Origin of the sequence: Streptomyces sp. CMB-StM0423, assembly GCF_002847285.1 — a bacterium.
Lineage (GTDB): Bacteria > Actinomycetota > Actinomycetes > Streptomycetales > Streptomycetaceae > Streptomyces.
Map to the genome: position 1 here is coordinate 1,047,027 of NZ_CP025407.1, position 22,999 is coordinate 1,070,025.

Here is a 22,999-nt window from a genome sequence, read left to right on the forward strand (position 1 = left end):
TCCACCGTGTGCCGGTGGCCGCACCGATCACAGGGCCGAAGGTCCCTGCCGCCGGACCACCCGGCCCCGTGATCACGCCGGAGCCGTCAGCCGGACGGCTGCCGGCGGTACGCCTCCGCCAGCCGCTCGGCCATCAGGTGCTGGTTCCAGAGCTGTCCCGCGTCGTTGGGCATCGCCGCGTCGTACAGCGCCAGACGGGCCTCCGTGGGCACCCGCCACAGCCTGTCGCAGGCGTCGGCCGCCTCGGTCACCTTCAGCCCCAGGACGGCGCGGGTCTCCGGCGACAGGCTCTTCCCGGTGCGGACACCTCTGGTGTCGACTCCGGGCAGGCCGGTCAGCCACAGGGCCGCCTCCGCCCGGTCGATGCCGGCGGCCTTGGCGAGATGGGCCGCCGCGTCGGGGTCGAACGGCAGCGGTTCGCGCCGCTCCAGCTCGTCGGCCAGCCGGCGCAGCCGCTTGACCGTGCCCCAGCCCCTGGTCACCGGCCGGATACCGACGAACCCCTCCGGCCGGGGCATGTCGCCCCGCTGCAGGAACGCCTTGATCCGGTAGTTCCTGCCCGCCTCGGTCCTGGACCACTCGCCGAAGTGCATGGCGATGTCCAGCGGCAGCACCTTGCCCTCCGCGGTGGACTGCGCCACCGGGGGAGCCTCGTCCCCGTCCTCCCCCGGGTCCAGCAGGCCGCGGTGCAGCGCCGGATCGGTCAGCGGCGAGGCGGCCCAGAAGCGCAGCAGCGCGATCACCGCCGCGCGGTACGCGGCCGGGGTGACGGCGCTGGCGGCGCGGACGCCGAGGCCGCCGATGCGGCCGGCCAGCTCCGTCCAGTCGTAGTGACTGCCGTGCACCGCCCAGTGGGCCATGGCCGTCTCGCCGTCGATCGAGCCGGCGAGGAAGGCCGCGGCCAGCTCGATCTGCCGGACCGTACCGCCGGTGCCCTCGTGGTAGTAGCTGACCAGCCCGTCCAGGGCGCCCTCCAGGTCGGGTTCGGGCACCTCCAGCAGCCGGGGGGTCTGCCGGTCGAGCACTGTCAGCAGCCGGTCGCGGTGCTGTATCCGGCGGTCGGTCTCCTGGAAGAACCCGGTGAGGCCGTCCAGGAGCAGCTCGTGGCGGACCTCGGGCAGCAGGGCGCCGAGGGCCTTCCGCAGTTCCGCCGCGGAGGTGGCGGTCGCCGCCAGCAGGGCCCGTACGGTGTCCTCGGAGATGTCCCGCAGCGCCCGCGAGCCCGGCAGGTCACGGGGCGTCAGGAAGTGCCAGAACGCCTTCGGCGGCATGCGCCGCGTGCCCGCGGCCATCGGGGACGGGCTGTTGACGATCCAGTCCTGGTCCATCATGTAGACCCGCCAGTGGGCCGTGCCGGTCTCCGGGTCGCGCGCGGTGACGTCGTAACCGCCGTCCAGCAGCAGCCGCCGGTCGGAGCCCGGCACGTCGAGGAGCCCCCAGGGGAAGGGCGGCGTGGAGGACCAGCGGCCGTGCGGCAGCGAACCGGTCATCGGGAGCGCGGTGCCGTGGGGGCCGTCGACGCGGTGGTAGCGGACCTGTCCCGTCACGCGGTCGTAGGCGACCCGGAAGCCCAGGTGGGTGCCGTCCGTGCCGAGCGGGGTGGTGGCGGTGCCGGTGGCGACCGGGGCCAGCGACGAGTGCTCGATCAGCCAGCCCTCGTTCCCGCCCAGCAGGGACGGATCGAGGAACGCGGGCAGGCCGGGCTCGCCCAGTTCCCCGGTGGCCGGGTCGATGGGGCGCACCACCCGGGACTCCTTGTCCACGCCGGTGTACCACCAGTACGTGCGGCCGTCGTGGAACATGTGCCCCTCGGGGCCGACCCGGCGTTCGCCCACGGTCAGCGGCCGGTAACCGGTGAACCGGCGGGCGCGGGGCCCCAGGAACGTGTAGCCGGAGCGGGTCTTCTCGCCGTACCGCCACTTCCACGAGGTTTCCTGCTCCGTGTGGATCTCGGCCGGCGCGCCCGACCAGTACAGGCTCTGCTCCTGGTTGACGGCGTGGAAGACCTGGAACTCGCCCTGGGAGAAGAGCGCCCGGACGTCGTAGCTGAACTGGGCGGCGCCCTTCGGCACCACCAGCCGGTGCTCGGCGATCCTGCCGCCGGGGCCGATCGCGATGGCCTTGCGGCGGTCGTGCACGGACAGGATGGGCCAGCTCGCCCGGCACCAGTTGTCCTCGCCCTTCAGCTCGGCGGCGGCGATGTCCAGGGCGTCCCAGCCCAGTTCGTCGAGGATGCCCGCGCGGAGCGTCCTGGTCAGCGGCGCCACGAGGTCGACGGCGGCGAGCCGGTCCAGCAGGCCCGGCACTTCCGCCACCGCCCGCCGGGACAGCGTGCCGTAGAGCCAGTCGAACGCGTCGAGGGCGCTCTGCAGGGCGCCGGACGCGGCGCAGTCCAGCCGGTCGTCGACGATCCTGCGCAGGAAGGGCCGCAGCGGCTCGATCGTCCAGGCCCGCTGCCAGCGTTCGTCGGACCACCTGTCCTGGAGGAGGGAGCGGACCAGCGGGCCGTCGAACCGGCCGTCGGCGGTCAGCGCCGCCAGGTCGACGCGGCCGTGCTCCCACCAGTGCCCCAGCAGCAGCTTCGGATCCGGGTCCGGCACCGGGATCCCGGCCGCCAGGCAGCCGCCGATGACCGCGGCGTCGATGCGGTACTCCGCGGCGGTGCCGTCGCCGAGGCGCAGCGGGCCCTCGTCCGGGCCGAGCCGCGCGGCCAGGCGGGGCAGCAGGTCCAGCAGCTCCTCCGGTGCCCTGGGGGGACGTTCGTCGGATCCGCGGTAGCGGCGGAGCATGGCGGTCAGCCACCGGCCGGTGTCCTCACCGAGGTGGCCGAAGGCGTCCGCCTCGTCGAGGAAGGCGATCCACCAGGCGTCCATCTCCGAGTACGGGAGGCCGGCCAGTTGCCACACGAGCCGCCGCTGCACCGCCTCCGACGTGGCGACGGCGGCCAGCCACGCCTTGCGCTGCGAGGTCCAGAAGCCGTCCGAGGCGCGCCAGAGCGCGGGCGCCTCCACGAGGGCCTCCAGGACGGACCCGTGTTCCGCCGCCGCGTCGAGGCCGGCGGCCCTGGCGAGTTTGGTGAGCTGCTTGAGCATGTCGGGCCAGGGCGGCAGGCCGCCGAGGGTGCGGCGTACGGCGAGTTCGCGCAGCTCCCGGTAGGCGGCGACGGGGTCGCCCGGGCGCTTGCCGAGGTCCGCGACGTACGTCTTGATGTCCTTGACCGACAGCGCCCCGGCGAGGGCGAACTCCAGGAAGACCGCGCGCTGTCGGGCCGGGTCGACGGCCGGCAGGTGCCGGTCGGCCTGGCGGGCCCGGCCGAACATCATCGCGGCCTGCCGGTGCCGGCCGGCGGCGACGAACGCCCGGCCGACCTGCTCCCAGTAGGCCGGGAGGTGGGAGTCCGGCAGCGTGGTGGCGATCTCGCCGTACAGGTCGAGCGCGGGGCCCGGCTTGGGCCGGGCGAGCCGCTCTGCGCGGGCCATCCCGGGCGCCGCGGCGAGGGCCGCGCCGGCGTGGGCGGGGTCGTGGAGCACGGCCCACGCCGGGTAGCCGGGCTCGCGGCGGTATCCGGCCGACACCGGTGGGCCGGCGTCGGGTGCGGAGAAACCGGCGGCGGCCAGCACCCGGTCCTCGCCGGGCGCGGCGGCCTGACCGCTCAGCCGGACCACGGGGCGGGCGCCGAGGAGCGGGTGGGTGTAGCGGCGGGCGGTGACCGGCTCGCCGCCGGGGGTGCCGGCGGGCGCCAGGCCGGTGTCCAGCGCGATCGGGTCAGCGCTCATCGGTCGTCCTTCCCGCGTGGATCAGCTCTGCCATACGTACGCCTTCCGACCAGGCCACGGGGCCGACTTCGGCCAGCGGGACGGGCCGTTCCGAGGCGTCCACCCACAGCAGGCGGCCGGTGTTCGCGGGCAGGCCGGGGTCGTCCGCCCCCAGCCAGTAGCGGGCCTGGAGACCGACGCCGTCCTCGGCGATACGCACCGACGCGAACCCGCCGCGCATGACGAAGCCGTACCGGGCGGCGCGGGCGGTGGCGTGCCGCAGCTCCGCGAACTCGCCCCCGGCGTAGTCGTCGAGGCCGGTGGCGCCGGGCTCCGCGCCGTCCGGCCGGCGGTGGATCTCGCGGGCGAGCTGCGGGACGCCCTGGGCTTCCTCGCGCTCGTCGAGCAGTCGCCGCCACCGCTCCGCTTCGGACAGCAGCACCGGATGCGGCAGGGACACGGGGCCCACGGGCGGGGTGTGCGGCGTACCGTCCGCGGCCACTAAGCCGGTACGTCCGTCCTCGTCCACCTCCGTCAGCAGGCCCGTCCGCCCGCCGACGGCCACCACGAGGTGCGCCAGCGCGGACCGCCAGCCCGGGTCGGGCCACACGCGGGCCAGCAGGGCGGCGGGCACCGGTATGCCGGCCAGCAGCCAGGACTCCACGGTCGCCCCGCACTCCTCCTCGTGCCGCACCAACCGGTCGCGCAACTCGGACAGTTTGCCGCCCGTCGAGCTGCCGCGTACGGCTCTGGGTACCGACGGCAGCAGGCGGCCGTCGGACTTGCGGCATCTGAGGGTGGTTCCGTCCAGAGCCAGTTCGTGGTCGTGGGTGGCGGGATGCCACACGAGTGGAGTCGACATGCCCCGCATCGTGCCAGCCGCCTCTGACAACCGTCCGGGCGCGTGCCGATCGGCCCGCGGCGCGGGTGCGTACGCGCTCAGGCCCGGGCTTCCAGGAGCGCACCGCGGAACTCCGCCGCGGTGCCGAAGCCGATCGCCGGGTCCTCGGTGAGGGCGTGGTCGATCACCTTCGCCAGCCGCTCGGGCACCTCGGGGCTCCGGCGGCGGATCGGGACGGCGGGGCTGTCCAGGACCACCCGCCACCTGTCGGCGCCCGCCGGGAAGTCGCGCGGGGTGGAGCCGGTGAGCATGTAGTAGAGGCAGGCCGCCGCGGACCAGACGTCGACCTCGGGGCGGGCGCGCTTGAACTGGAGCACCTGCTGCCGGGAGACGAACGACGGGCTGCCCGCGCTGGTGCCCGTGTGCGTCAGCCCGCTCAGCCCGGCGGCGTCGAACGCCTTCGCCAGTCCGAAGTCGCCGACCTTCGCGACGCCGCCGTCGAGGAAGATGTTGCGCAGGCTCAGGTCCCGGTGGACGAGCCCGCGGACCGCGAGCGGGCGGCCCTCCCGGTCGTACGCGCGGACATCCGCCTGGTGCGCGTACGCCAGGCCGTCCAGCACCTGGAGGGTGATCCCGACCGCCTGGTAGTCCGGCAGCCGGCCGCCCCGCCGGTGGACGAGCCCGGCGACGTCGCCGCCGTCGCAGTAGTCCATGACGAAGAAGTAGATCCCGTTCCAGCAGCCGTGGTCCTGCAGCCGTACGAGATGGGGGTGGCGCAGCATCCCGACCGTCGACATCTCGCGCAGGAACCGCGCCCTGGCCGTCTCGCTGCCCGCGGCCCGCGGCAGCATCACCTTGAGCGCGCACAGCTCGTCGGTCTGGTGGTCCCTGGCGAGGTACACGGCGCCCATACCGCCCCGGCCGAGTTGCCGCTGGACGGTGTAGCCGCCGAACAGGTGCAGCCTCCTGGTGCCGTCGTCTGCGACCTGGAGAAGCTGCTCCATGACCCGCTCCGGGTCGCCCTGGCACGCGCCGCACAGCTCGTCCACGGCGGGCTGGGCGGTGCGCTCGGCCGCGAGCCGGCTGCCGCAGGCCGCGCAGTTCCCGTCCCCGCCCGGCCGCGGCTGCGGTTCCGGCGCAGACCGCGACGCCGGACCGGGCTCCGGCTCCGGTCCCGGTCCCGGTCCCGACGTGGTTTCGTGCACCGATGTCGGCCGTGTCGTACGGCACATCACGCAGCGGTCGCCGTCCTGCTCCGCGCCGATCTCCTTGCCGCAGGTGGCGCAGCGGGCGGGGACGCGGATGCCGACGCGCAGCCGGATGTCGCCGAGCCCGATCTCGTCCTCGTCCTTCAGCGCCCGCTCGGAGGACAGCAGCCGGTCCGCACCGGGCGGCGGGCGGCCGGCGTCCCGCTGGCCGATCTTCTCGCCGTTCACATAGGTGCCGTTGGCGCTGCCGAGGTCCCGCACCCGTACATCGGGCGGGTTGATGTCCAGCAGGCAGTGGTGCCGGGAGATCCCCGAGTACTCGTCGTCCTCGGGAAGCTGGAGCGTGCAGCCGTCCGCCCGGCCGACGATGCACGTCGTACGCTCGTGGAACTCGTACGTCTTGCCCTGGAGCGGTCCCTGGAGCACCGTGAAGGCCACCCGGGCGGAACCGCCGCCCCGGTCCTCACCGGCCGGCGGCCGGTCCGGCAGCAGCGCGCCGGGCAGGTCGGCGACCCCCATCTCGGCGGCGAGCGCCGCCCACGGCGGGGACGGGGTCTCCAGGACGGCCGCCAGGAGGTGGGGCAGACGCACCGCATCGTCGCGCTGCTCCTCCGCCAGTTCCTCCGCCCGGTAGAACAGTTCGCGGGCGGCGGCACCGCTGTCCGGCATGCCGTCGCCCCGGGGGCTCAGGTCCGGCCGCGCCACCAGGGCGCGGAGCCGGCGCCGGAAGGCCGCGGTGTCCAGCCCGGCCCGCTCGAAGGTGGCCCTGAGTCCCGCCAGTTCCGCGGCCAGGTCCGCGGCGGGATCGGGCTCGGCGTCGGCCACCGGCATCTCGCACGCCTTGCAGATCCCCAGCAGGAAGTGCACCGGCTCCGCCTCGTCCGCACCGCCCAGGGCGGCTTCGCTCAGGGCGAGCATCAGGGCCAGGCCGACGCCGCCGCTGTAGGGCGCAGTGGTCACCGGGCACTCCCGTCGTCGTACGCCAGCGCCCTGAGGCCGCCGGCCACACCCAGCTCGGCGGCCAGCTCACGCCAGGGCGGGGCGGGCAACTCCAGCAGGGCCCGCAGGAGTTCGGTCAGGCCCACCACCGCGTCCGCGCCCGGGGCCCGCGCCCCCAGCTCCTCTGCCCGGCGGAAGACCTCGCGCGCGGCCGGGGTCCGGTGCATGACGCCGTCGCCGGAGCCGGTGCGGCGCGCCGCAGGGCGGGCGAGGCTCGTACGCAGCCGGCGGCGGAAGCGGGTGACCTCCAGCCCGGCCCGGCGGAATCGGCCGCGCAGCTCGTCGAGTTCGGCGAGCAGCGGCGGCAGTGTACGGATCAGGGCGGCGGCGGGTCCCGGCAGCTCCCCGTCACCCAGCTTGCACACGCCGAGCAGCAGGTGCGCCGGCTCGATCCCGGGCGCGTGTCCCCACGCGGCCTCGGCGGCGGCGAGCTGCCAGGCGAGCATGACCCCGGGCGAATGCAGGGGGGCGGGTCCCGCCGCCGCCGTGCGGCGTTCGCCGGCCGGGCCGCCCGGGCGCGCGGAGTCCCGCGGGCGCCTGCGCCCGCCGTCCCCATGGCCGGGGCGGGCGTCGGGCCTCTCGCCCGGTCGGCGCGCGGCATCCTTCGGGCGCTCCCCGAGGCCGCCCGGCGCGCCCGCGAGGCCGCCCAGCGCGTCCGCGAGGTAGCCGGGACCCGGCAGGGGGCCCTTCTGGATCTGGGCCGCGCACTCCAGCGCCTCCTGATACCGGCCCAGGGTGGTGAGTACCCTCGCCTTGGCGGTGAGCGCCTGGTGGTAGCCCGGGTACCGTTCGAGGGCCTCGTCCAGGCAGGCCAGCGCCTCCTCCCTGCGGCCGAGCGAGCTCAGCGTCAGCGCCTTGTTGAGCAGCGCCCAGCCGTCGCCCGGGGCCACGGTCAGCGCCTTGTCGAACCACGTCAGCGCCTCCTCGTGCCGGTCGAGTTCGTCCAGCACCACACCTCGGCGGATGTACAGGTCCCGGTCGCCGGGCCGGGGCTTCGCCGGCTCCGGCGCCACCCGGCGCGTGACGATCTCGTACACGGCCTGCAGCTCGCCCCGCACGCTGCGGAAGCTGCGCGGCCGGCGCTGCGGTTCCGGCTCCACGCAGGCGAGCACCAGCTCCCGCAGCCCCGCCGGGAGGTCGTCCGTGTCCGACCGCGCCCTGATGTGCTCGGCCGCGACGCTGCCGCTGACGGGCAGGTCGCCGGTGACCATCTGGTAGAGCAGCACGCCGAACCCGTAGACGTCGGTGCGCACGTCCACCCGCGCGCCGTACCTGGACTGCTCGGGCGCCCGGTAGTTGCGGGTGCCGCCCGGCACCATGTAGATGGCCCGCACCGCCGGCTTCAGCTCCGGCAGCCGGCCGCCCATCGCCTGCGCGGGGCCGAACACCTGGGCCAGCCCGAAGTCCGTGACCTTCAGCGTGTCGTCGGCGGTGACGAGGCAGTTGGCGGCCTTCACGTCCCCGTGCACGATGCCGAGGGTGCGGCCCGCGTACTCCATGGCGTCGCAGAACTGCAGACCGAAGCGGAGCGCCCGCGCCAGGTCGAGCGGTCCCGCGGCGAGAGCGGCGCCCAGGTCGCCGCCCGAGACGTACTCCAGCAGCAGGCAGTGGTGGCGCTCGACCCGTTCGACCCACAGCGCGGTGACGATGTGGGGGTGCCGGTCCAGCATCATCCAGGTCTTCGCCTCGTTGGCGAAGCGCTCCCGGTCCTCCTCGCTCCACGGCCGCGGGATGTTGAAGGTCTTGAGTACGTAACGCCGGTACCCGACGCGGTCGAAGAAGCTGCTGCGCCCGGCCGGCTCCACGATCGACACCGCACCGTGCGCGCCCATCCTGCGCTCCAGCACGCGGTAGGTGTTGTCCGCGCTGCGCACGACCTGCCCCAGCTCGAAGGCGTGCCGTAACGCCGGTCTGGCGGGCAGGCCGGCGAGCGCGGCCGTGGCCAGCGGCGAGGTCGGGTCGAGCCGGCCGGCGTACTCGTAGATGCGGCGGGCGACCTCGGGCCTGCCGGTCTGCTGGAAGCACTCGCCCAGCGCGAGGTGCGCGGCCACCAGCTCCGGGCGCAGGCGCACGGCCTCACCGAGGACCTCGATCGCCTCCTGGACGTTTCCCGCCGCCAGGGCGCCGGTGCCTCGGTCGTGGAGACGCTCGTAGCCGTCCCCGGAAGAAGGCGCGTCGCGCACGCGTGTTCACCTGCCTCACACGGTTCATCGGCGGCGCCGCTGCCGCGCCTGGCGGGGCTGCCTCCGGGTTCTGGCGGACTGCTCAAGCGCCGAGCGGACATCTTCGCGGTCCGGGGCCAGTTCGAGCGCACGCCGCAGCAGCCCCGTGGCCTCGGTGCGTTGCCCGCCCCGCTGACGGTAGCGAATCTTCGCGAGCAGGACGATGGCGTCCACGTCGTTCGGGCGGAGCGCGCGGGTGACCGCCAGGTGCTCGGCGGCACTCTGCCACTGCTGCGCACGGGCCAGCGCGACCGCCCGGTTGAAGTACTCGTCGGCGAGGGCGGCGACCTGCGCCAGCGGACGCAGGTCGCCGCGGCACGCCGGGCACTCGGGCGCCGGCGCGGCCAGCGCCCGGCCGCACAGGGGGCAGTCGATCACGGCCACCGGCTACCTCCCGCCGGCCTGGGGCAGCCGGGGCCAGATCACTCCGGGTTCGCCGACCTTGATCTCTTCCATCCAGCGCTCGATCCGGGCGGCCAGCGGCTGCAGTTGGCTGCGGTAGATCCCCGCGAAGCGGCCGGCTGCCTGCGGGTCCTCCGTACCGACGCTGCCCACCGCCGCGACGACCCCGGCCACCTCGGCGCGGAACTCCTCGGTCCGGCCCCGGTAACGCCCCTCGGTGAGCTGGTCGATGTCCTGGAGCGCGCGGTCCAGCTCCTCCAGCTCCCGGTAGAGCATGAGCTGGATGTTCGCCGGGCTCGGGGGCGGCTGGTCGGCCTGGAACCTCGCGCGTACCGCCGCGCACCGGTCCTCGACCGCCTGGTTGATGCTGTGCCAGTCCATGCTGTTGCCCGACTGGTACGCCGCGAGTCCGGCGGCGCGCAGCCCGGGGATGCTCTCCCGGTGCTGCTGCGCCTCCCTGGCATCGACACGCGCCAGGTCGTCGCAGAGCGCGGCCAGCTCGACCAGCTTGTTCTCGAACTCCGGCATCGGCGGGTGCATCGGGTCCGCGCCCGGGAGCCGGATGTTGCCGAGCAGGGTCTCGGCCTCGCGCAGCTTGTGGTGGCTCTTGGCCCGGTCCTGGCGCTGGTTGAGCAGCGCCGTGCACTCCTGGAGGAGCGCGTCCAGCCGTGGCCCGTACCGCATGGCGTCCTCCGGTCTGGCGACCGCCCGCCGCTCCTGCCAGCCGGACCTGACCTCCAGGAACTGCTGCTGGAGTTCGTCCCAGGAGGGCACGTGCTCCCGCGGTACGGAGATCACCGCGCGGCCCTGCGCGCCCACCGAGGGGATCCGTACCTCCGCCTCGATCGACCAGTCGGGCCGGAACTCCAGCTCCAGTTCCAGCGGGGTGCCTGCGGGCAGCGTGCTGGGCAGGCCGTCGACGTCCACCTGCCCGATGGGGATGAGCCCTTCGTGCAGCCGGACGCGCAGCAGCACCCCCTGGCCCGCGGTCTCCAGCAGGAAGTCGGTGTGGTGGGGCAGCTTGGTCCCCGCCTCGGCGATCCGGTACGGGCCCTCCGCCAGCTCCACGAAGAAGTCGTGCGCCAGCACGTCGCCCTCGTCGGTGGGCGGCGGCTCGTGGCCGGGCGAGACGGTGATCTGCCGGCTCTCGATCTCCTTCCCGCCCGCGACGACCGTGACCGTCAGCTCGTTGTCCCCGTCGTGCAGCGCGACGTCGTCGAAGACGAACCTGCCCTCGGCGTCGGTCTCCTGCCGGTGGTTCTGGACGCCGTCTCCGGAGCGCAGCAGGACGTGCAGGTCCCCCGCCGCGGGGATGCGCTCGCCCGGGTGGACCCGGCCGGTGATGTCGGTCGCGGGCAGGGTGGCCGTCACCTGGTCGATTTCGAGGACTCCCTGCCGGATGCCGGCGGCGCCGGCCTTGATGCCCGCGCCGACCGCGACGCACAGGTCGGGGTCGATCAGCCGCGGCTCGCGGCCGAACCTCTCCCGCAGCAGCCGGCTGATCACCGGCACCCGCGACGAGCCGCCGACCAGGACGATCTCGTCAAGGTCCGCGGGGCCGAGGCCCGCCCGCTGCAGCGCGGCGTCGCAGTGGTCGAAGGTGCGCTGCACGTCCTGCCGGATCAGGTCCTCGAACTCGGCACGGGAGAAGGGCAGCTTGATGGTCATGGGGATGCCGGCGCGGTCCGCCTCCCCCTCCACGTAGATCTCGGTCTGCGTCTCCCGGGAGAGGAAGTGCTTCTCTGACTCGACCCGGACCAGCAGCCGGGCGAGCAGCCTGGCCTCCTCCGGTTCCTCCGGGTCGAGCCGGAGGTCGTACGCGGGCCGCTGCTCGGCCATCCAGCGCACGACGGCCTTGTCGAACTCGTACCCGCCCAGGTAGCGGTCGCCCTCGAAGGCGAGGTGCTCGAAACCGGCCTCCGGGCTCCAGGTCACGACGGACACGTCGAACGTCCCGCCGCCCAGGTCGTACACGAGGAAGGTCCGCGGCCCGTCCGGCTGCTGCCCGTGGGTGGACATCAGGGCGGCCGCGAACGGCTCGATGAGGGTCTCCACCTTCGCCAGGCCGGCGTCGAGGCCGGCCTGCACCGTCTCGTTCTTCGCCCGCATCTCGAAGTACGCGGGCACGGTGACGACCGCCTGGTCCACCGGGACCTGAAGGACCTCCTCCGCGAGGTCCTTGAGCCGGCGCAGCACGTGCGTGGACGCCTGCTGCGGCGTCAGGGAGGCGTGGCCCGCGGTCACCCGCTGGTCGGTGCCCATCGTGCGCTTGAAGAACATCGCGGGCGGCGGCTGCCCGTCGTACTTGACCTTGCTCTTGGCCAGGCTGCCGACGACCGGCGTGCCGTCCTCCTCCAGCCACACCACCGACGGGATGAGGGGCGCCTGGTACGCGTCGGTGACGATCAGCGCGCCGCCGACCGGCTTCAGCCGCCCGGTCCTGATCAGCTCCTGCTTGCCCGGGATGTCCGCGTCGGCGGGCACGGCGACGAGGCTGTTCGTGGTGCCGAGGTCGATCCCGATGGTGAGGCTCACTCCTGCTCCCCCTCCCTCTCCTGCTCTTCCTGTTCTGTCCGCTCGCCCTGCAAGTCCTGCCGCTCGTCCTGCCGTTCGGGGACGGCCAGGTACACGCGCGCCCGCTGGGCCAGCTTTCCGTCGGCCATCAGCAGTCCCGGCTGCAGCGTCTCGGCCACCACCGCCCGCTCCAGGCCCGCCTGCTGCTCGGAACCCACCACGTCGGCCCACATCTCGACGTCCTCGTAGGGCTCGCCCGCCGGGTCGAGGAAACGCGCGCCCGATCCCTCCAGGGCCTTCGCCAGCTTGGCCGTGAGGGACGGCAGCGCGTCGGCCGCATTCGCCGGGGTGACGCCGTGCAGCCCGTGCAGCGCGTTGGCGACGTCCCGCGCGAAGTGCTCGAACACGTTCTTGTGCTCGCCGACCTGCCGGTGGGTGTCCGCCACGGCCGCGTCGGCGGCCTGTGCCCGCTCCCGCAGCAGCCGCCACACGACGCCCTGCGGGGGCTCGGGCCGGGCGGCGAGGAGGCGCTCCTGCTCGTCGATGCGCATGGGGTCAGCGGGCTGCGTCATCGGCCCGCTCCCGCTCCGCCGGCCGCTCGGGCCGGTGCGTGCACAGCTCGGCGAGGAGGCGCGCCGCCGGGTCCTTGATGCGCTCCTCCGCGGCGTTCACCTCGGCGACCCGCAGGGTGCGGCCGAAGAGGGGGTAGCGGTCGGCGCGGCGCTCGATGCGCTGCCGCCGCTTCCTGATGTGGTTGCGGATCTCCGCCCGCCCGCTCACCTCCGGGCTGAGCGCGAGTACCTGGAACGGGGTGGCGCGATAGGGGTTGTACCCGTCGCGCCATGCCCACGGATTGTCGGTCATGCCTCATCTCCCCTGGTCGGCTGGGGTCCCCGGATCGAGAGCAGGTTCTCGAGCGAGCGGACGAAACTCTCCAGCTCCGGATCGGCCGTGTACTCCGCCGCCTCGCCGAGGAGCCGACGGGCTCCGGCCAGCTCCCGGTCGCCGATGCCGGAGGCGGTGAGCAGGAACTGCGCCGACAGCGCGCTCAGCCACGCCCGGTACCGCGGCAGCACGGTGTTCCACAGCTCCCCGACCTCCGCGTAGCGGGGGTCGTCGGCCATCTCCGGGTACAGCTCCAGCGCCGTCTCCAGGTGCCGGCTCGCCCGCCCGGCGGCGCGCCCGGCCTCTTCCACCTCGGCCCGCGACCCCAGCGAGTCCGGCGACGGCGGGGCCGTACCGAGTGCTCCGAACGACCGGAGCGCCAGCAGGAATTCGTGCCGCGCCAGCTCCTTCGCCAGCTCTCCCGAGGGCGGGCCGGCGGAGGCGAGTCCGGGCCGGACGAGCCGGTCCACGCGGCCGAGCAATTCGTCCATCCGCCGCGTCGCGTACGACTCCTCCCGCAGCCGCTCCATCCAGCTCCTGCCGGTGAAGAGCACGGCGCGCAGGAGGTCGTGGCCTTCCGGGTCCAGGAGCAGCCAGGTCTCCAGGGTGTCGAGCATCTCCGCGAACCTGCCCTCGGCGACGGCCCGGGGGACGCCGCCGAGCACGTCGCGCACCAGGTCCGCGCGGGCCTCCGCCACGATCGCGGCGGGGAACCCGGAGCCGGTCACGAGCCGCACGTGCCCGCGTGCGCGGCGCGGGTCGGTGAGCCGGAACCGGGCGGCGAGGGTCAGATGGGGCTCCAGCAGGTTGCGCGGCAGCCGGGCACGTGCCTCCTCCACGACCTCGCCGGGCACCGGGACTCCCATGGCACCGGTGAGCCGCTCGTGCGCCCGTCGCCAGAAGTCCGGGTCCGCGTGCAGCGAGGCCCAGTGTCGCAGGGCCTCCTCGAAATGGCCGAAAGCGGCGTCGTCGCCGGCCGCCTCCAGGTCGTACGCGCGGGCGTGGTGCGCGATGGCGAGGTGGTGGACGACCTCGGCGTCCGCCCCGGCCGCCGGCGCCTCCTCCCAGAGCCGGACGGCCGCGCTCGTCCAGGGCTGCAGCTCCCCGTCCTGCCACAGCGCCTCGTACGCCGACGCGGACGTGGGCGCCGCGGCGGTGACCAGCCCGGACAACTCCTCCTGCAACCGCTCCAGTTCGCCGGCCAGCCGCTCCAGCTCGGGCCCCGCCGTCATCCGCCGGCCCCCTCCCCGCTCCGGCGGGCGAAGCCGCGTCCCAGCTCGGTGCCGGCGAAGGCCGCCGCCATCGCCCGGAAGGTCTCCGGGCACCGGCGCCTGCCCAGACCCTCCATCGCCAGCGCGCGGGCCCCGCCGCCGTCGTCACGGCGCAGCGCCGCCTCGGTCGCGAGGGCGTAGACCTCGGGGACCATCGCGGTATCCGGCAGCGCCCGGTTGAGGTCGAGCGCCTCCCGGCGCAGTTCGTCCGCGAGGTCGAGGTCGCCGCGCCGCAGCGCCCCGCGGAGGTGTTCCGTCAGCGTCTCCAGCCGCTGCCTCGGCGTCGGGGTACGGGGCGGGGGCGCCCCGGCCGGAGCGTCCAGCGCGCGCAGGAGGGCGCCGGCGTCCGGGTACCGGTCGGTGGCCAGCGGGCTGAGCGCACGCATGACGACCGCCTCGAAGGGGTGGTCCCGCACCTCCGGGTTGCGGGTGCCCGGCGGCTCCGCGTCGCGCAGCTTCAGCCGTACGAGGGTGTCGGTGTCGGGGGCGGTGACCTCGTCCGGTGCGGCGGCGCGGAGCTGGTCCTGGTGCGGGAGGCGGCCGGTGAGCATCTGGTAGCAGATGAGGCCGAGCGCGTAGACGTCGGCCTCGGGGCCCGCCTCCTGCAACTGCAGCACCTCGGCCGGTACGTACCACACCGTTCCGGTGGCGGCGGGCGCGCGGCGCAGCAGCGAGCTGACGCGGCGGGCGAGCCCGAAGTCGCCGATCTTCAGCGATCCCGACGCCGAGACGAGGATGTTGCCCGGTTTCAGGTCCAGGTGGACGACGCCCCGCCCGTGCAGGAAGGCGAGCCCCTGGCAGAGCTGGCGGGCGTAGTCGCGCACGGTCTCGACCGGGAGCTGGCCGCCGCGCAGCCGCCAGGCCAGGTCGCCCCTGGCCAGCTCCGTCACCATGTACGGCCGTCCGGTGGCGCCGCCCTCGACGCCGGCGTCGTGGCAGGTGAGGAAGCGGTCGCGGACCACCGGATCCGGGCACTTCTCCACCACCTCGATCAACTGCAGTGCCTCGCCGAGCAGTTCGGGCACCGGTACCGCCCGCTCGGCGTGGAAGAGCTTGACGCCCACCTGCCGGAGCGTGTGCCCGAGCACGCGGAGTTCGGCCCGGTGGACCGTGCCGAACATGCCCCGGCCGAGCTTCTCGTGCAGCAGGTAGCGACCGTCGAGCAGCTCAGCCACCGGCGTTCACCACCGACAGCCGCTCGCCGTCCACCACGATCCGCGCCCGTTCGACGGACTCGCCGCGGGCGTCGGCCTCGTCCAGCAGCCGCAGCAGCGGGGGGAAGACGCCGTCGATGTAGCGGTTCACGCCGCGGGCGGCCTCCTGGCCGCGCCGGGTGACCGCCAGTTCCGCGATCCGCGCCGGCACGTCCTGCTGCCAGTACAGCTCGACGCCGAGCTGGGTCCCCACCTGGGCGGCCTGGCGGCGCAGCCCGCCGAGCGCGATGGCTTCGAGCTGGTCCTGCCGGAACGCCTCGAAGAGGATCACCTCGTCGATCCGGTTGAGGAACTCGGGCCGGAAGAACCCCTCCATGATCCGCCGCATGTGGGCGGCGTCGTCAGGGCCTTCGCCCGCGCCGTACGGCTCCGGGCCGCCCGCCGGGCCGGTGCTGCCGAGGTTCGAGGTGAGCACGATGACCGAGTCCCGGGCGTCGCGCACGGGTCCCGCCGGGTCGCTGATCTGCCCCTCGTCCAGCAGCCGCAGGAGCGCGTCGAGCACCCTGCCGTCCGCCTTCTCGACCTCGTCGAAGAGCAGCACCCGGCGGGGGTTGTCGCGGAGTCCGTTGGTGAGCTTGCCCTCGCCGAAGCCGACGTAGCCGGGCGCGGCGCCGATGAAGTTGTTCATCGACTCCTTGGTGTTGAACTGGCCCATCTCGAAGAAGAGCACGTCGTCCTCCGACCCGTACACGACCTTGGCGAGCACGCGGGCGGCCAGGGTCTTGCCGGTGCCGCTCCGGCCGCAGAACAGGAACCTGGCCAGGGGCCGGTCCTGGAGCCGCAGGCCGCGTCTGAGCGACCGGGTGATCATTTCGAGGGACGGGGTGAGGCGCTCGATGACCGACTCCCGCCCGACGAGGCGCTCGTGCATCCAGGCGAGCGATTCGTGCAGGGGCGGCATGTCCGCCCGGGAGTCCGCATCCGGCTCCTGCGGCACGTGCTCCTGGTAGAGGGTGTCGGCGAAGCGGCGCAGCCGGGTGATGTCGATACGGGTGCCGCGCAGGAACCCCGCGGCCAGCCCGACGGGGGTGTCGAGCAGCGCGGCGAGCAGGTCGCGTTCGGCGATCAGTTCGCCGCGGCGCTGCGCGGTGACCGCGGCGGCCTTCTCCAGCGTGCGCGCGAGCGGTTCGTGGACGCCCTCGCGGGACAGCGCCACCCGGGCGCCGGACGGGCCGGGCGCGCCGGAGGGAGGGGCGCCGTTGCCGGTGAGGGACACGAGCTGCGTGCGCAGCGCGCGTACGTCGTGGCCCAGGAAGCCGCACCCCTGCTCGACCAGGCCGTTGGGCACGGCGGCCATGGCCCGCAGCAGGAGCGTGGTGGGCAGCGGGGCGGCCTCCGCCCCGCCGCCCCGCGCGGCCAGTCCGGCCAGTTCGGTCAGCACCCGCCGAGTTCCCGGGCTGAAGCGGTCGGGCAGCAGCCGGCCGTCGTCGCCGAACACCTCGCGCGGCGCGGCCGGTTCCGCACACAGCTCGCCGATCGCACGGTCGAGGTCCACCCGGCCGTACTCGACGAGCAGTTCGGCGGCGGCGGGCTCCAGGCGGGCGAGGGCGGCGGCCAGCAGGTGCCGCTCGCCGGCCCCGGCCGGCAGCGCGGCGAGGAGTTCCCGGGTCGCCGGGGCGGCGGTCCCCGCGGTCAGCGCCGTCGGCGGCAGGCCGGTGCGGGGCGGGCTCTTCGCGCGCAGCGCCTCGACGAACGCCTCCACGGGGATCCCGCTCCGGTCGAAGAGCCGCGCGGCTTCGCTTCCCGGCAACCGGGCGAGCGTGATCACCAGGTGGGACGGCTCGACCCGGGCGGCACCGGTCTCGACGGCCGCGGCGACGGCACCGGCGAGGCCGTCGGCCGCCGCCAGCAGCGCCGGATCCAGCCGGTCGATCCCCAGGTTCTCCAACGCCACGCCTTCCCAGAGCACTTACCCGAGTGAAGCGCCTCGCCCGTACGGCCCGATCAGCCCCCCCGACAGTGTTATATCTAGCTACACCTAGTTATACCTACGCCATCTCGGGACCCTTCCCGAAGCGGACCCGGTAGTCCGGTCGGAGCACCAAACGAGTCAGGGCGGGTGGGATGCGCGAAACCATCGATATCGGGATCGAGTTAGGCGACACCGGCAGCGCCATCGCCGTGGCCGAGGACGGCGGTGCCCGCGTCCTGAGGAACAGCGAGGGCCGGGACCGGACGCCGTCCGCGGTGTCCATGCCGCGTCCGGGAAGCGTCCTCGTCGGCAGCGTGGCCCGCCAGCGGTTGAAGGCGGCGCCGGAGGACGCGTACACCGGGTTCGTGCTCAAGCTGGGCACGGCGGGCGACGCGTACCGCTTCCACCGGGCAGACGTCACCCGCACCGCCGAGCAACTGGCCGCCGAAGTGCTCAAGTCGCTGTGCCGGGACGCCGCCCACGAACGGGGAGAGCCGCCGGCCGCGGCCGTGATCAGCGTCCCCGCGTCGTTCACGCCGGAGCAGCACGACGCCACCCGCAGGGCGGCGGCGCTGGCCGGGCTCGGTGAGACCTGCCCCCTGCTCCCCGAGCCGGTCGCGGTCGCACTCGCCTACGGTGCGGACGGCACCGCCCCGCGCAGCGGCCACCGGATCGTGTTCAGCCTGGGCGGCAGCGGCTTCACCGCCGCCCTGGTCGCGGAGGCGGGCGGGGAGCCCCGGCTGCTGGGGCACGTGGCCGCCCCGCACCTGGGCGGCAGGAACATCGACCATGCCATCGTCGACGAACTGCTCATGCCCGCCGTCGTACGCGATCTCGCGCTGCCGGACTCCGCCCTCGCGAAGGGGCGGTCGCGGCGGAACCTCGCCGTGCTCACCTGGGCCGCGGAGGAAGCCAGGATCGAGTTGTCGCGAGCCGGGGAGACGGAGCTCTTCGTCGACCTCAAGGTCGACGGCCGCGAGGAGATGTTCTCGTACACCCTGACCCGCGGCGCCCTGGACGACCTCGCCCTCCCCTTCTACGCCCAGGCCGTCAAGCTCTGCCGGCACCTGCTGGCCGAGCACTCGCTGCGCCCCGAGGACATCGACCGGCTGCTGCTCGCCGGCGGCGCCACCCTCGCCCCCGGGGTGCGCGAGGTGCTGGCCGATCCGCGCGAGGGCCTCGGCATCCGGGTCGACCACAGCCAGGACCCCACCACCGTGGTCGTCCGCGGCGCCGCCCTCCGCGCCGGCACCGTACCCCTGCCCGCGGCTTCGCCGGCTCCCGCCCGGGACGAGATCGCGGGCCTGCTGCGCGAGACCCGGGCCGCGCTCGGCCGCTGCACGAGCCTGCTCGACCAGGCCGGGACCGGCGCGCCCGGCCGGCTCCGCACCGCGGTGGCCCTGTTGCGGGAGACCGTCGGCCGGCTCGACGACGGCCTCCGCCGCGGCGGCGCGGCCGGATGGCACACCTCTCCCCGCTCCCGCACCCGTGCCCTCGCCCTGCTGCGCCGGCTCCGGGACCGGCTGGGGGAGCTCCACGGCGCGCTGACCGGGGACGCCGGTGGGAAGAGCCGGAGACCGGCGCCCCTTGGGACCGGTCCCGGACCGGCCCTGCCATAGTCATGCCCCGACCGACCGACGGGCCCCTTCAGCCGACACGAGTGGGTGAGGATCGTGCAGCAGCGCCTATCGCGGGATCGCGTGGCCGACTGGTGGCGGCAGTGGAAGCATCCGCGGGAGTTCCGCGTCGCCCCGGAACGGCTGGACGCGGACCAGCGTGAGCAGGTCGCCTCCCACCTGACGTCGCTCGACGCCGCGCTCGCCGATCTCGCCGCCGCCAGAACCGCCGCCCGCGAGGCCGCCGCCGCACCGGACCCCGCGGCGGAGTTCGACACCGGCCGGCTCGCGGAGGCGGCCACCGGGGTGTGGAAGGCGCAGCGCAAGCTGGACCAGCAGGACGCCGTGCCGCAGAAGACCTCCAGGCAGATCAGCAAGAGCGTGCGGACGGCGCGCGAGGCGCTGCAGGACGGCATCGAGCTCAAGATCAAGGACCACGACGGGGAGGACTACGATCCCGGTCTTCCGCTGAAGGTCCTCTCCTTCGAGGACGACCCGTCGCTCACCCGCGAGGTCGTCCTCGAAACCTTCAAGCCCACGATCCACTTCCGCGGCGACCGCATCCAGATGGGCGAGGTCGTCGTGGGCAGGCCGCCTCGTCACTGACTGACTCGCATGCGCCGCCGGCCGCCGGACCGGCAGGGAGACCAGATGCGTGAAACCATCGACTTCGGAATCGACCTCGGGACCACGAACAGTGAGATCGCGGTCTTCGCGAACGGCAGATCCCGGATCATCAAGAACAACGAGAACTGGGACTACACGCCGTCCGCGGTCTGGATGCCCAAGCCGGGGATGATCCACGTCGGCCGGCGGGCCCGCGAGCGGGTGGAGGCCGATCCGGACGACGCGTGCGCCGAGTTCAAGCTCCAGATGGGCCTTGAGGACGCCGCGTTCGCCTTCCGCCGGGCGGGCGTCTCCCTGACGCCCGAGCAGCTCTCCGCCGAGGTGCTGAAGTCGCTGCGCCGGGACGCCGCCCACGACGTGGGCGAGCCGCCGACCGCGGCCGTGATCACCGTTCCCGCGTCGTTCGCGCTGAACCAGTCCAACGCCACCGGCAAGGCGGCGGCGCTGGCCGGGCTCGGCGAGGAGTGCCCGCTCATCCACGAGCCGAACGCCGCCGCGCTCGCCTACGGCGTGGACAACGCCGCGGAGTCCGCGTACTGGATGGTCTTCGACCTGGGCGGAGGCACCTTCGACGCGGCGGTGATGAGCAAGCGGGACGGGGAGCTGCAACTGCTGCAGCATGCCGGCGACCCGCACCTGGGCGGCAAGAACATCGACTGGGCCATCGTCGAGGAGTTGCTCGCGCCCGCCGTCGTACGCGAGTTCGGGCTGCGGGACTTCGCCCGCGGCAACGAGCAGTGGCGGACGAACTTCGCCAAGCTGAAGGCGGCCGCGGAGGCGGCCAAGATCGAGCTGTCCCGGGCCGGGGAGACCGAGCTGTTCGTCGACCTCAGGACCGACGGCGGCGAGGAGACGTTCTCGTACACCCTGACCCGCGGCGCCCTGGACGACCTCGCCCTCCCCTTCTACGCCCAGGCCGTCAAGCTCTGCCGGGAGGCGCTGGCCCAGGGCTCGCTGCGGCCCGACCACATCGACCAACTGCTCCTCGTCGGCGGCGCCACGCTCTCCCCCGGACTGCGCGAGCTGCTGGCCGACCCGCGCGAGGGCCTCGGCATCAGCATCGACCACAGCCAGGACCCCACCACCGTGGTCGCCCGCGGCGCGGCGATCTTCGCGGGCAGCGTACGCCTCCCGGCACCGCCGCAGCGCCCCACCGCCGGCACGTTCACCGCCGAGCTGATCTACGAACCGCAGTCGCTGGACACCACCGGGATCCCCGTCGCCGGCAAGCTGCACAGCGCCGACCCGGTGGACTGGACCCGGTACAGCGTCTCCCTGCACAGCCCGGGAGGGAACTTCCAGAGCCCGCAGGTCACCCTGGACGCGAACGGCGGCTTCTACACCACCGTCGCCATCGGGGCGGAGACCACGACCCGCTTCACCGTGGAGCTGACCGACGCCGCCGGAGTCCGCCAGAAGCTCACGCCGGACACGCTGTCGCTGACCCACACCCGCACCCTGCCGGCGGGTCCCGTCCTCACGCACTCGCTCGGCATCGGCAAGTACGACGGCACCTACGGCCCGATCGTGCGGAAGGGGGCGACCCTGCCGGTCCACGGCAGCAGCAAGTACCGCACGACCATCGCCCTGACCCGTACGGATCCCGACGCGGTCATCCGCATCCCCCTCCTGGAGGGCGAGGAGCCCGACGCCAAGAACAACAAGGAGGTCGGCGAGGTCTCGTTCCGCCGCGGCGACCTGCGGTACGACCTCCCGGAGGGCAGCGAGGTCGAGGTGACCTACGAGGTCAAAACCATCGGACAGGCCAAGGCCATCGTCGAGACGATGGACACGGAGTTCGAGGCCGACGTGCGGCTCCAGGGCGCCCAGCCGGAGCACGGGGAACTGGTGGCCGGCCTGCACCGGCTGGAGCAGCGGGTAGCCGAACTCGGGGTACGGGCCCGGGAGTCCGGGTCCTCGGGCGCCGACGCCGTCCTCCGGGAGATCGCCGACGACATGGGGCGGCTCCGCAAGCAGGTCGACAACGCGCGCACCGACCCGGGCACGGCGCTGGAGTGCGAGCAGCGCCTGCGGAAACTGCACGCGCAGCTCGACGATGTCGAGCGGGAGGCCATCGAGGTCCCGCGGCTGATGCTGGAGCTGGGAGACGCGCTCAAGGAGTGCGAAGGACTGCTCCGGCGCGGCGGCGGCGCGGCCGAGCGGCAGGAGCTGGAGCGGCTGCGCGGCCTGGTGAACCGGGCCATGCAGGACGGCAGCCACCGCGTCGCCGAGCTGGAGCGGCTGCTGAAGCGGGCGCGGGAGCTGTACCTGGAGATCCTCAACAGCACCGGCCAGTTGGATTACAGGTTCTTCGAGGAGCTGTCGAACAGCCGCGGCATGATGACGCCGCGTGCCGAGGCGGATGCCGCGCTCGCCGAGGGAGCGCGCGCCTATGCCGCGAAGGACCGGTTCGCGCTGGCAGACGTGAACAGGCGGCTCTACGCGATGCTGCCCGCGCACGCCAAGGAGGAGCACGCTGATAAACGGCAGGAACCCCCAGGCGGAGGGCTCCGCGACCCCGGGGGGCTCCGGTGACATCGACGGAACCTGCCCGGCAGCCGCTTCCCGGGTCCCGGCCGGAGCCGGCCGGCGACACGGCGCTGCGGGTCGAGCTGACCGTGGCCAGGGCCGCCGCGGCGGCCCGGGCCGGCGATCTGGACGCGGCGCTGCGGGAGCTGGCCCGGAACGACGACCCGGCGGTCACCGGCCACCGGGAGGTGGCGGACCTGCGGGCCCGTATCCACGCCCAGCGCGGCGAGTGGGACGAAGCGGAGCGCTGCTGGCGGCACCTGCTCGACGGCCATCCGGACGACCCGTCCGCCACGGCGGGACTGGACCGGATCCGGCGGTTCCGCCGGACGGGTCCGATGGCCGCGTTCGACCGCAGGCGCCACCGGCTCCTGCCCGCCGCGGCCGTCGTCCTGTGCGCCGGAGCGGTCACGGCGGCGGCCTGGGTGCTCCCCGGGGACTCTGCCGACGACTCCGGGGACCGGCCGGCCGACGTCTCGGCGTCGGTGGCCGGGGCGGAGCAGCGCGCGGAGAAGGACGCACGGCAGGAGCTGACCGCGGAGCGGGAGCGCACCGCGGCCGCCGCCGACGCCCGCCGGGAGGAGGCGCTCGACGCCCTGGCGGATGCGGTCCGTACGCCCGGGATCCGGACGGTGCGGCACGAGGACTCGGTCGAAGTGGTCTTCGAGCAGGGCCTGTTCTCCCGGGCGGCGGAGCTGACGGACGCCGGGGCCGCGGATCTGGCGCGGCTCGGCAAGGTCCTCGGCGGGCGGGAGGACCTGCGCATCGAGGTGCTCGGCCACATCGCCGACGTCAGCGAGGCGCCCGCGAGCGGCGGTTCCGACACCTCCGTGTGGCGGGCCATGGTCGCCGCCCGCGCGCTCAGCGACGCCAGCGGCCGGCCGCTCACGGCCTTCTCCATCGCCAGCGCCGAGCAGCGGGACGCCCCGTACGGGACCGACGCGCAGAACCGCACCGTCACGGTCGTCCTCACCCCCCGCACCGCCTCGTGACACGGCGCACGC

15 protein-coding genes are annotated in these 22,999 nt (G+C 74.3%); 4 read left to right on the forward strand and 11 right to left on the reverse strand.

All coding sequences use genetic code 11. The features are described 5' to 3' along the window. Window positions 1-86: 86 nt before the first annotated feature. From CXR04_RS04440 to CXR04_RS04490, 11 genes are all read right to left on the reverse strand, one after another. Complete coding sequence (locus tag CXR04_RS04440) at window positions 87-3,776, reverse strand: hypothetical protein (RefSeq protein WP_101420588.1); 3,690 nt, start codon at window positions 3,774-3,776, stop codon at window positions 87-89. Further along, window positions 3,766-4,617 carry a DUF4132 domain-containing protein gene (locus CXR04_RS04445; RefSeq protein ID WP_234380057.1) on the reverse strand — a complete coding sequence of 284 codons (852 nt, stop codon included), beginning with the start codon at window positions 4,615-4,617 and terminating at the stop codon, window positions 3,766-3,768. Before CXR04_RS04445 ends, CXR04_RS04440 begins: the two co-directional genes overlap by 11 nt. 77 nt (window positions 4,618-4,694) lie before the next feature. Next, window positions 4,695-6,764 carry a protein kinase domain-containing protein gene (locus CXR04_RS04450; protein ID WP_199850390.1) on the reverse strand — a complete coding sequence of 690 codons (2,070 nt, stop codon included), beginning with the start codon at window positions 6,762-6,764 and terminating at the stop codon, window positions 4,695-4,697. After that, the gene (locus CXR04_RS04455) at window positions 6,761-8,986 is read right to left on the reverse strand and encodes a protein kinase domain-containing protein (protein ID WP_101420589.1); all 2,226 of its coding nucleotides are present in this window, start codon (window positions 8,984-8,986) and stop codon (window positions 6,761-6,763) included. Before CXR04_RS04455 ends, CXR04_RS04450 begins: the two co-directional genes overlap by 4 nt. A gap of 24 nt (window positions 8,987-9,010) precedes the next feature. After that, window positions 9,011-9,409, reverse strand: a complete 399-nt coding sequence (locus CXR04_RS04460) for a tetratricopeptide repeat protein (protein WP_101420590.1) — start codon at window positions 9,407-9,409, stop codon at window positions 9,011-9,013. Between the two features lie 3 nt (window positions 9,410-9,412). Then, window positions 9,413-11,962 carry an Hsp70 family protein gene (locus CXR04_RS04465; RefSeq protein ID WP_101420591.1) on the reverse strand — a complete coding sequence of 850 codons (2,550 nt, stop codon included), beginning with the start codon at window positions 11,960-11,962 and terminating at the stop codon, window positions 9,413-9,415. Next, window positions 11,959-12,513 carry a hypothetical protein gene (locus CXR04_RS04470; protein ID WP_101420592.1) on the reverse strand — a complete coding sequence of 185 codons (555 nt, stop codon included), beginning with the start codon at window positions 12,511-12,513 and terminating at the stop codon, window positions 11,959-11,961. The genes CXR04_RS04465 and CXR04_RS04470 overlap by 4 nt, the downstream gene beginning before the upstream one ends. Continuing rightward, the gene (locus tag CXR04_RS04475; RefSeq protein WP_101420593.1) at window positions 12,497-12,805 is read right to left on the reverse strand and encodes a hypothetical protein; all 309 of its coding nucleotides are present in this window, start codon (window positions 12,803-12,805) and stop codon (window positions 12,497-12,499) included. The genes CXR04_RS04470 and CXR04_RS04475 overlap by 17 nt, the downstream gene beginning before the upstream one ends. Beyond that, window positions 12,802-14,058: a hypothetical protein gene (locus CXR04_RS04480; RefSeq protein WP_101420594.1), complete on the reverse strand. Its 1,257-nt coding sequence runs from the start codon at window positions 14,056-14,058 to the stop codon at window positions 12,802-12,804. Before CXR04_RS04480 ends, CXR04_RS04475 begins: the two co-directional genes overlap by 4 nt. Further along, window positions 14,055-15,272 (reverse strand): serine/threonine-protein kinase, encoded by a 1,218-nt coding sequence (locus tag CXR04_RS04485; protein WP_101420595.1) that lies wholly within the window; start codon window positions 15,270-15,272, stop codon window positions 14,055-14,057. The genes CXR04_RS04480 and CXR04_RS04485 overlap by 4 nt, the downstream gene beginning before the upstream one ends. After that, complete coding sequence (locus CXR04_RS04490) at window positions 15,265-17,220, reverse strand: AAA family ATPase (protein WP_101420596.1); 1,956 nt, start codon at window positions 17,218-17,220, stop codon at window positions 15,265-15,267. Before CXR04_RS04490 ends, CXR04_RS04485 begins: the two co-directional genes overlap by 8 nt. 155 nt (window positions 17,221-17,375) lie before the next feature. Between CXR04_RS04490 and CXR04_RS04495 the strand changes: the two genes are divergently transcribed. Genes CXR04_RS04495 through CXR04_RS04510 form a run of 4 tightly spaced genes read left to right on the forward strand, consistent with a single transcriptional unit; the run spans window position 17,376 to window position 22,987 of the window. Continuing rightward, a complete protein-coding gene (locus tag CXR04_RS04495; protein ID WP_101420597.1) occupies window positions 17,376-18,842 on the forward strand; it encodes an Hsp70 family protein in 1,467 nt (488 codons plus the stop codon). A 54-nt stretch (window positions 18,843-18,896) separates the two neighbouring features. Next, complete coding sequence (locus tag CXR04_RS04500) at window positions 18,897-19,445, forward strand: hypothetical protein (protein WP_234380058.1); 549 nt, start codon at window positions 18,897-18,899, stop codon at window positions 19,443-19,445. A 45-nt stretch (window positions 19,446-19,490) separates the two neighbouring features. Next, window positions 19,491-22,001 carry an Hsp70 family protein gene (locus CXR04_RS04505; protein ID WP_101420599.1) on the forward strand — a complete coding sequence of 837 codons (2,511 nt, stop codon included), beginning with the start codon at window positions 19,491-19,493 and terminating at the stop codon, window positions 21,999-22,001. Further along, window positions 21,998-22,987 carry a hypothetical protein gene (locus CXR04_RS04510; RefSeq protein WP_101420600.1) on the forward strand — a complete coding sequence of 330 codons (990 nt, stop codon included), beginning with the start codon at window positions 21,998-22,000 and terminating at the stop codon, window positions 22,985-22,987. Before CXR04_RS04505 ends, CXR04_RS04510 begins: the two co-directional genes overlap by 4 nt. The last annotated feature ends 12 nt before the right edge of the window (window positions 22,988-22,999 follow it).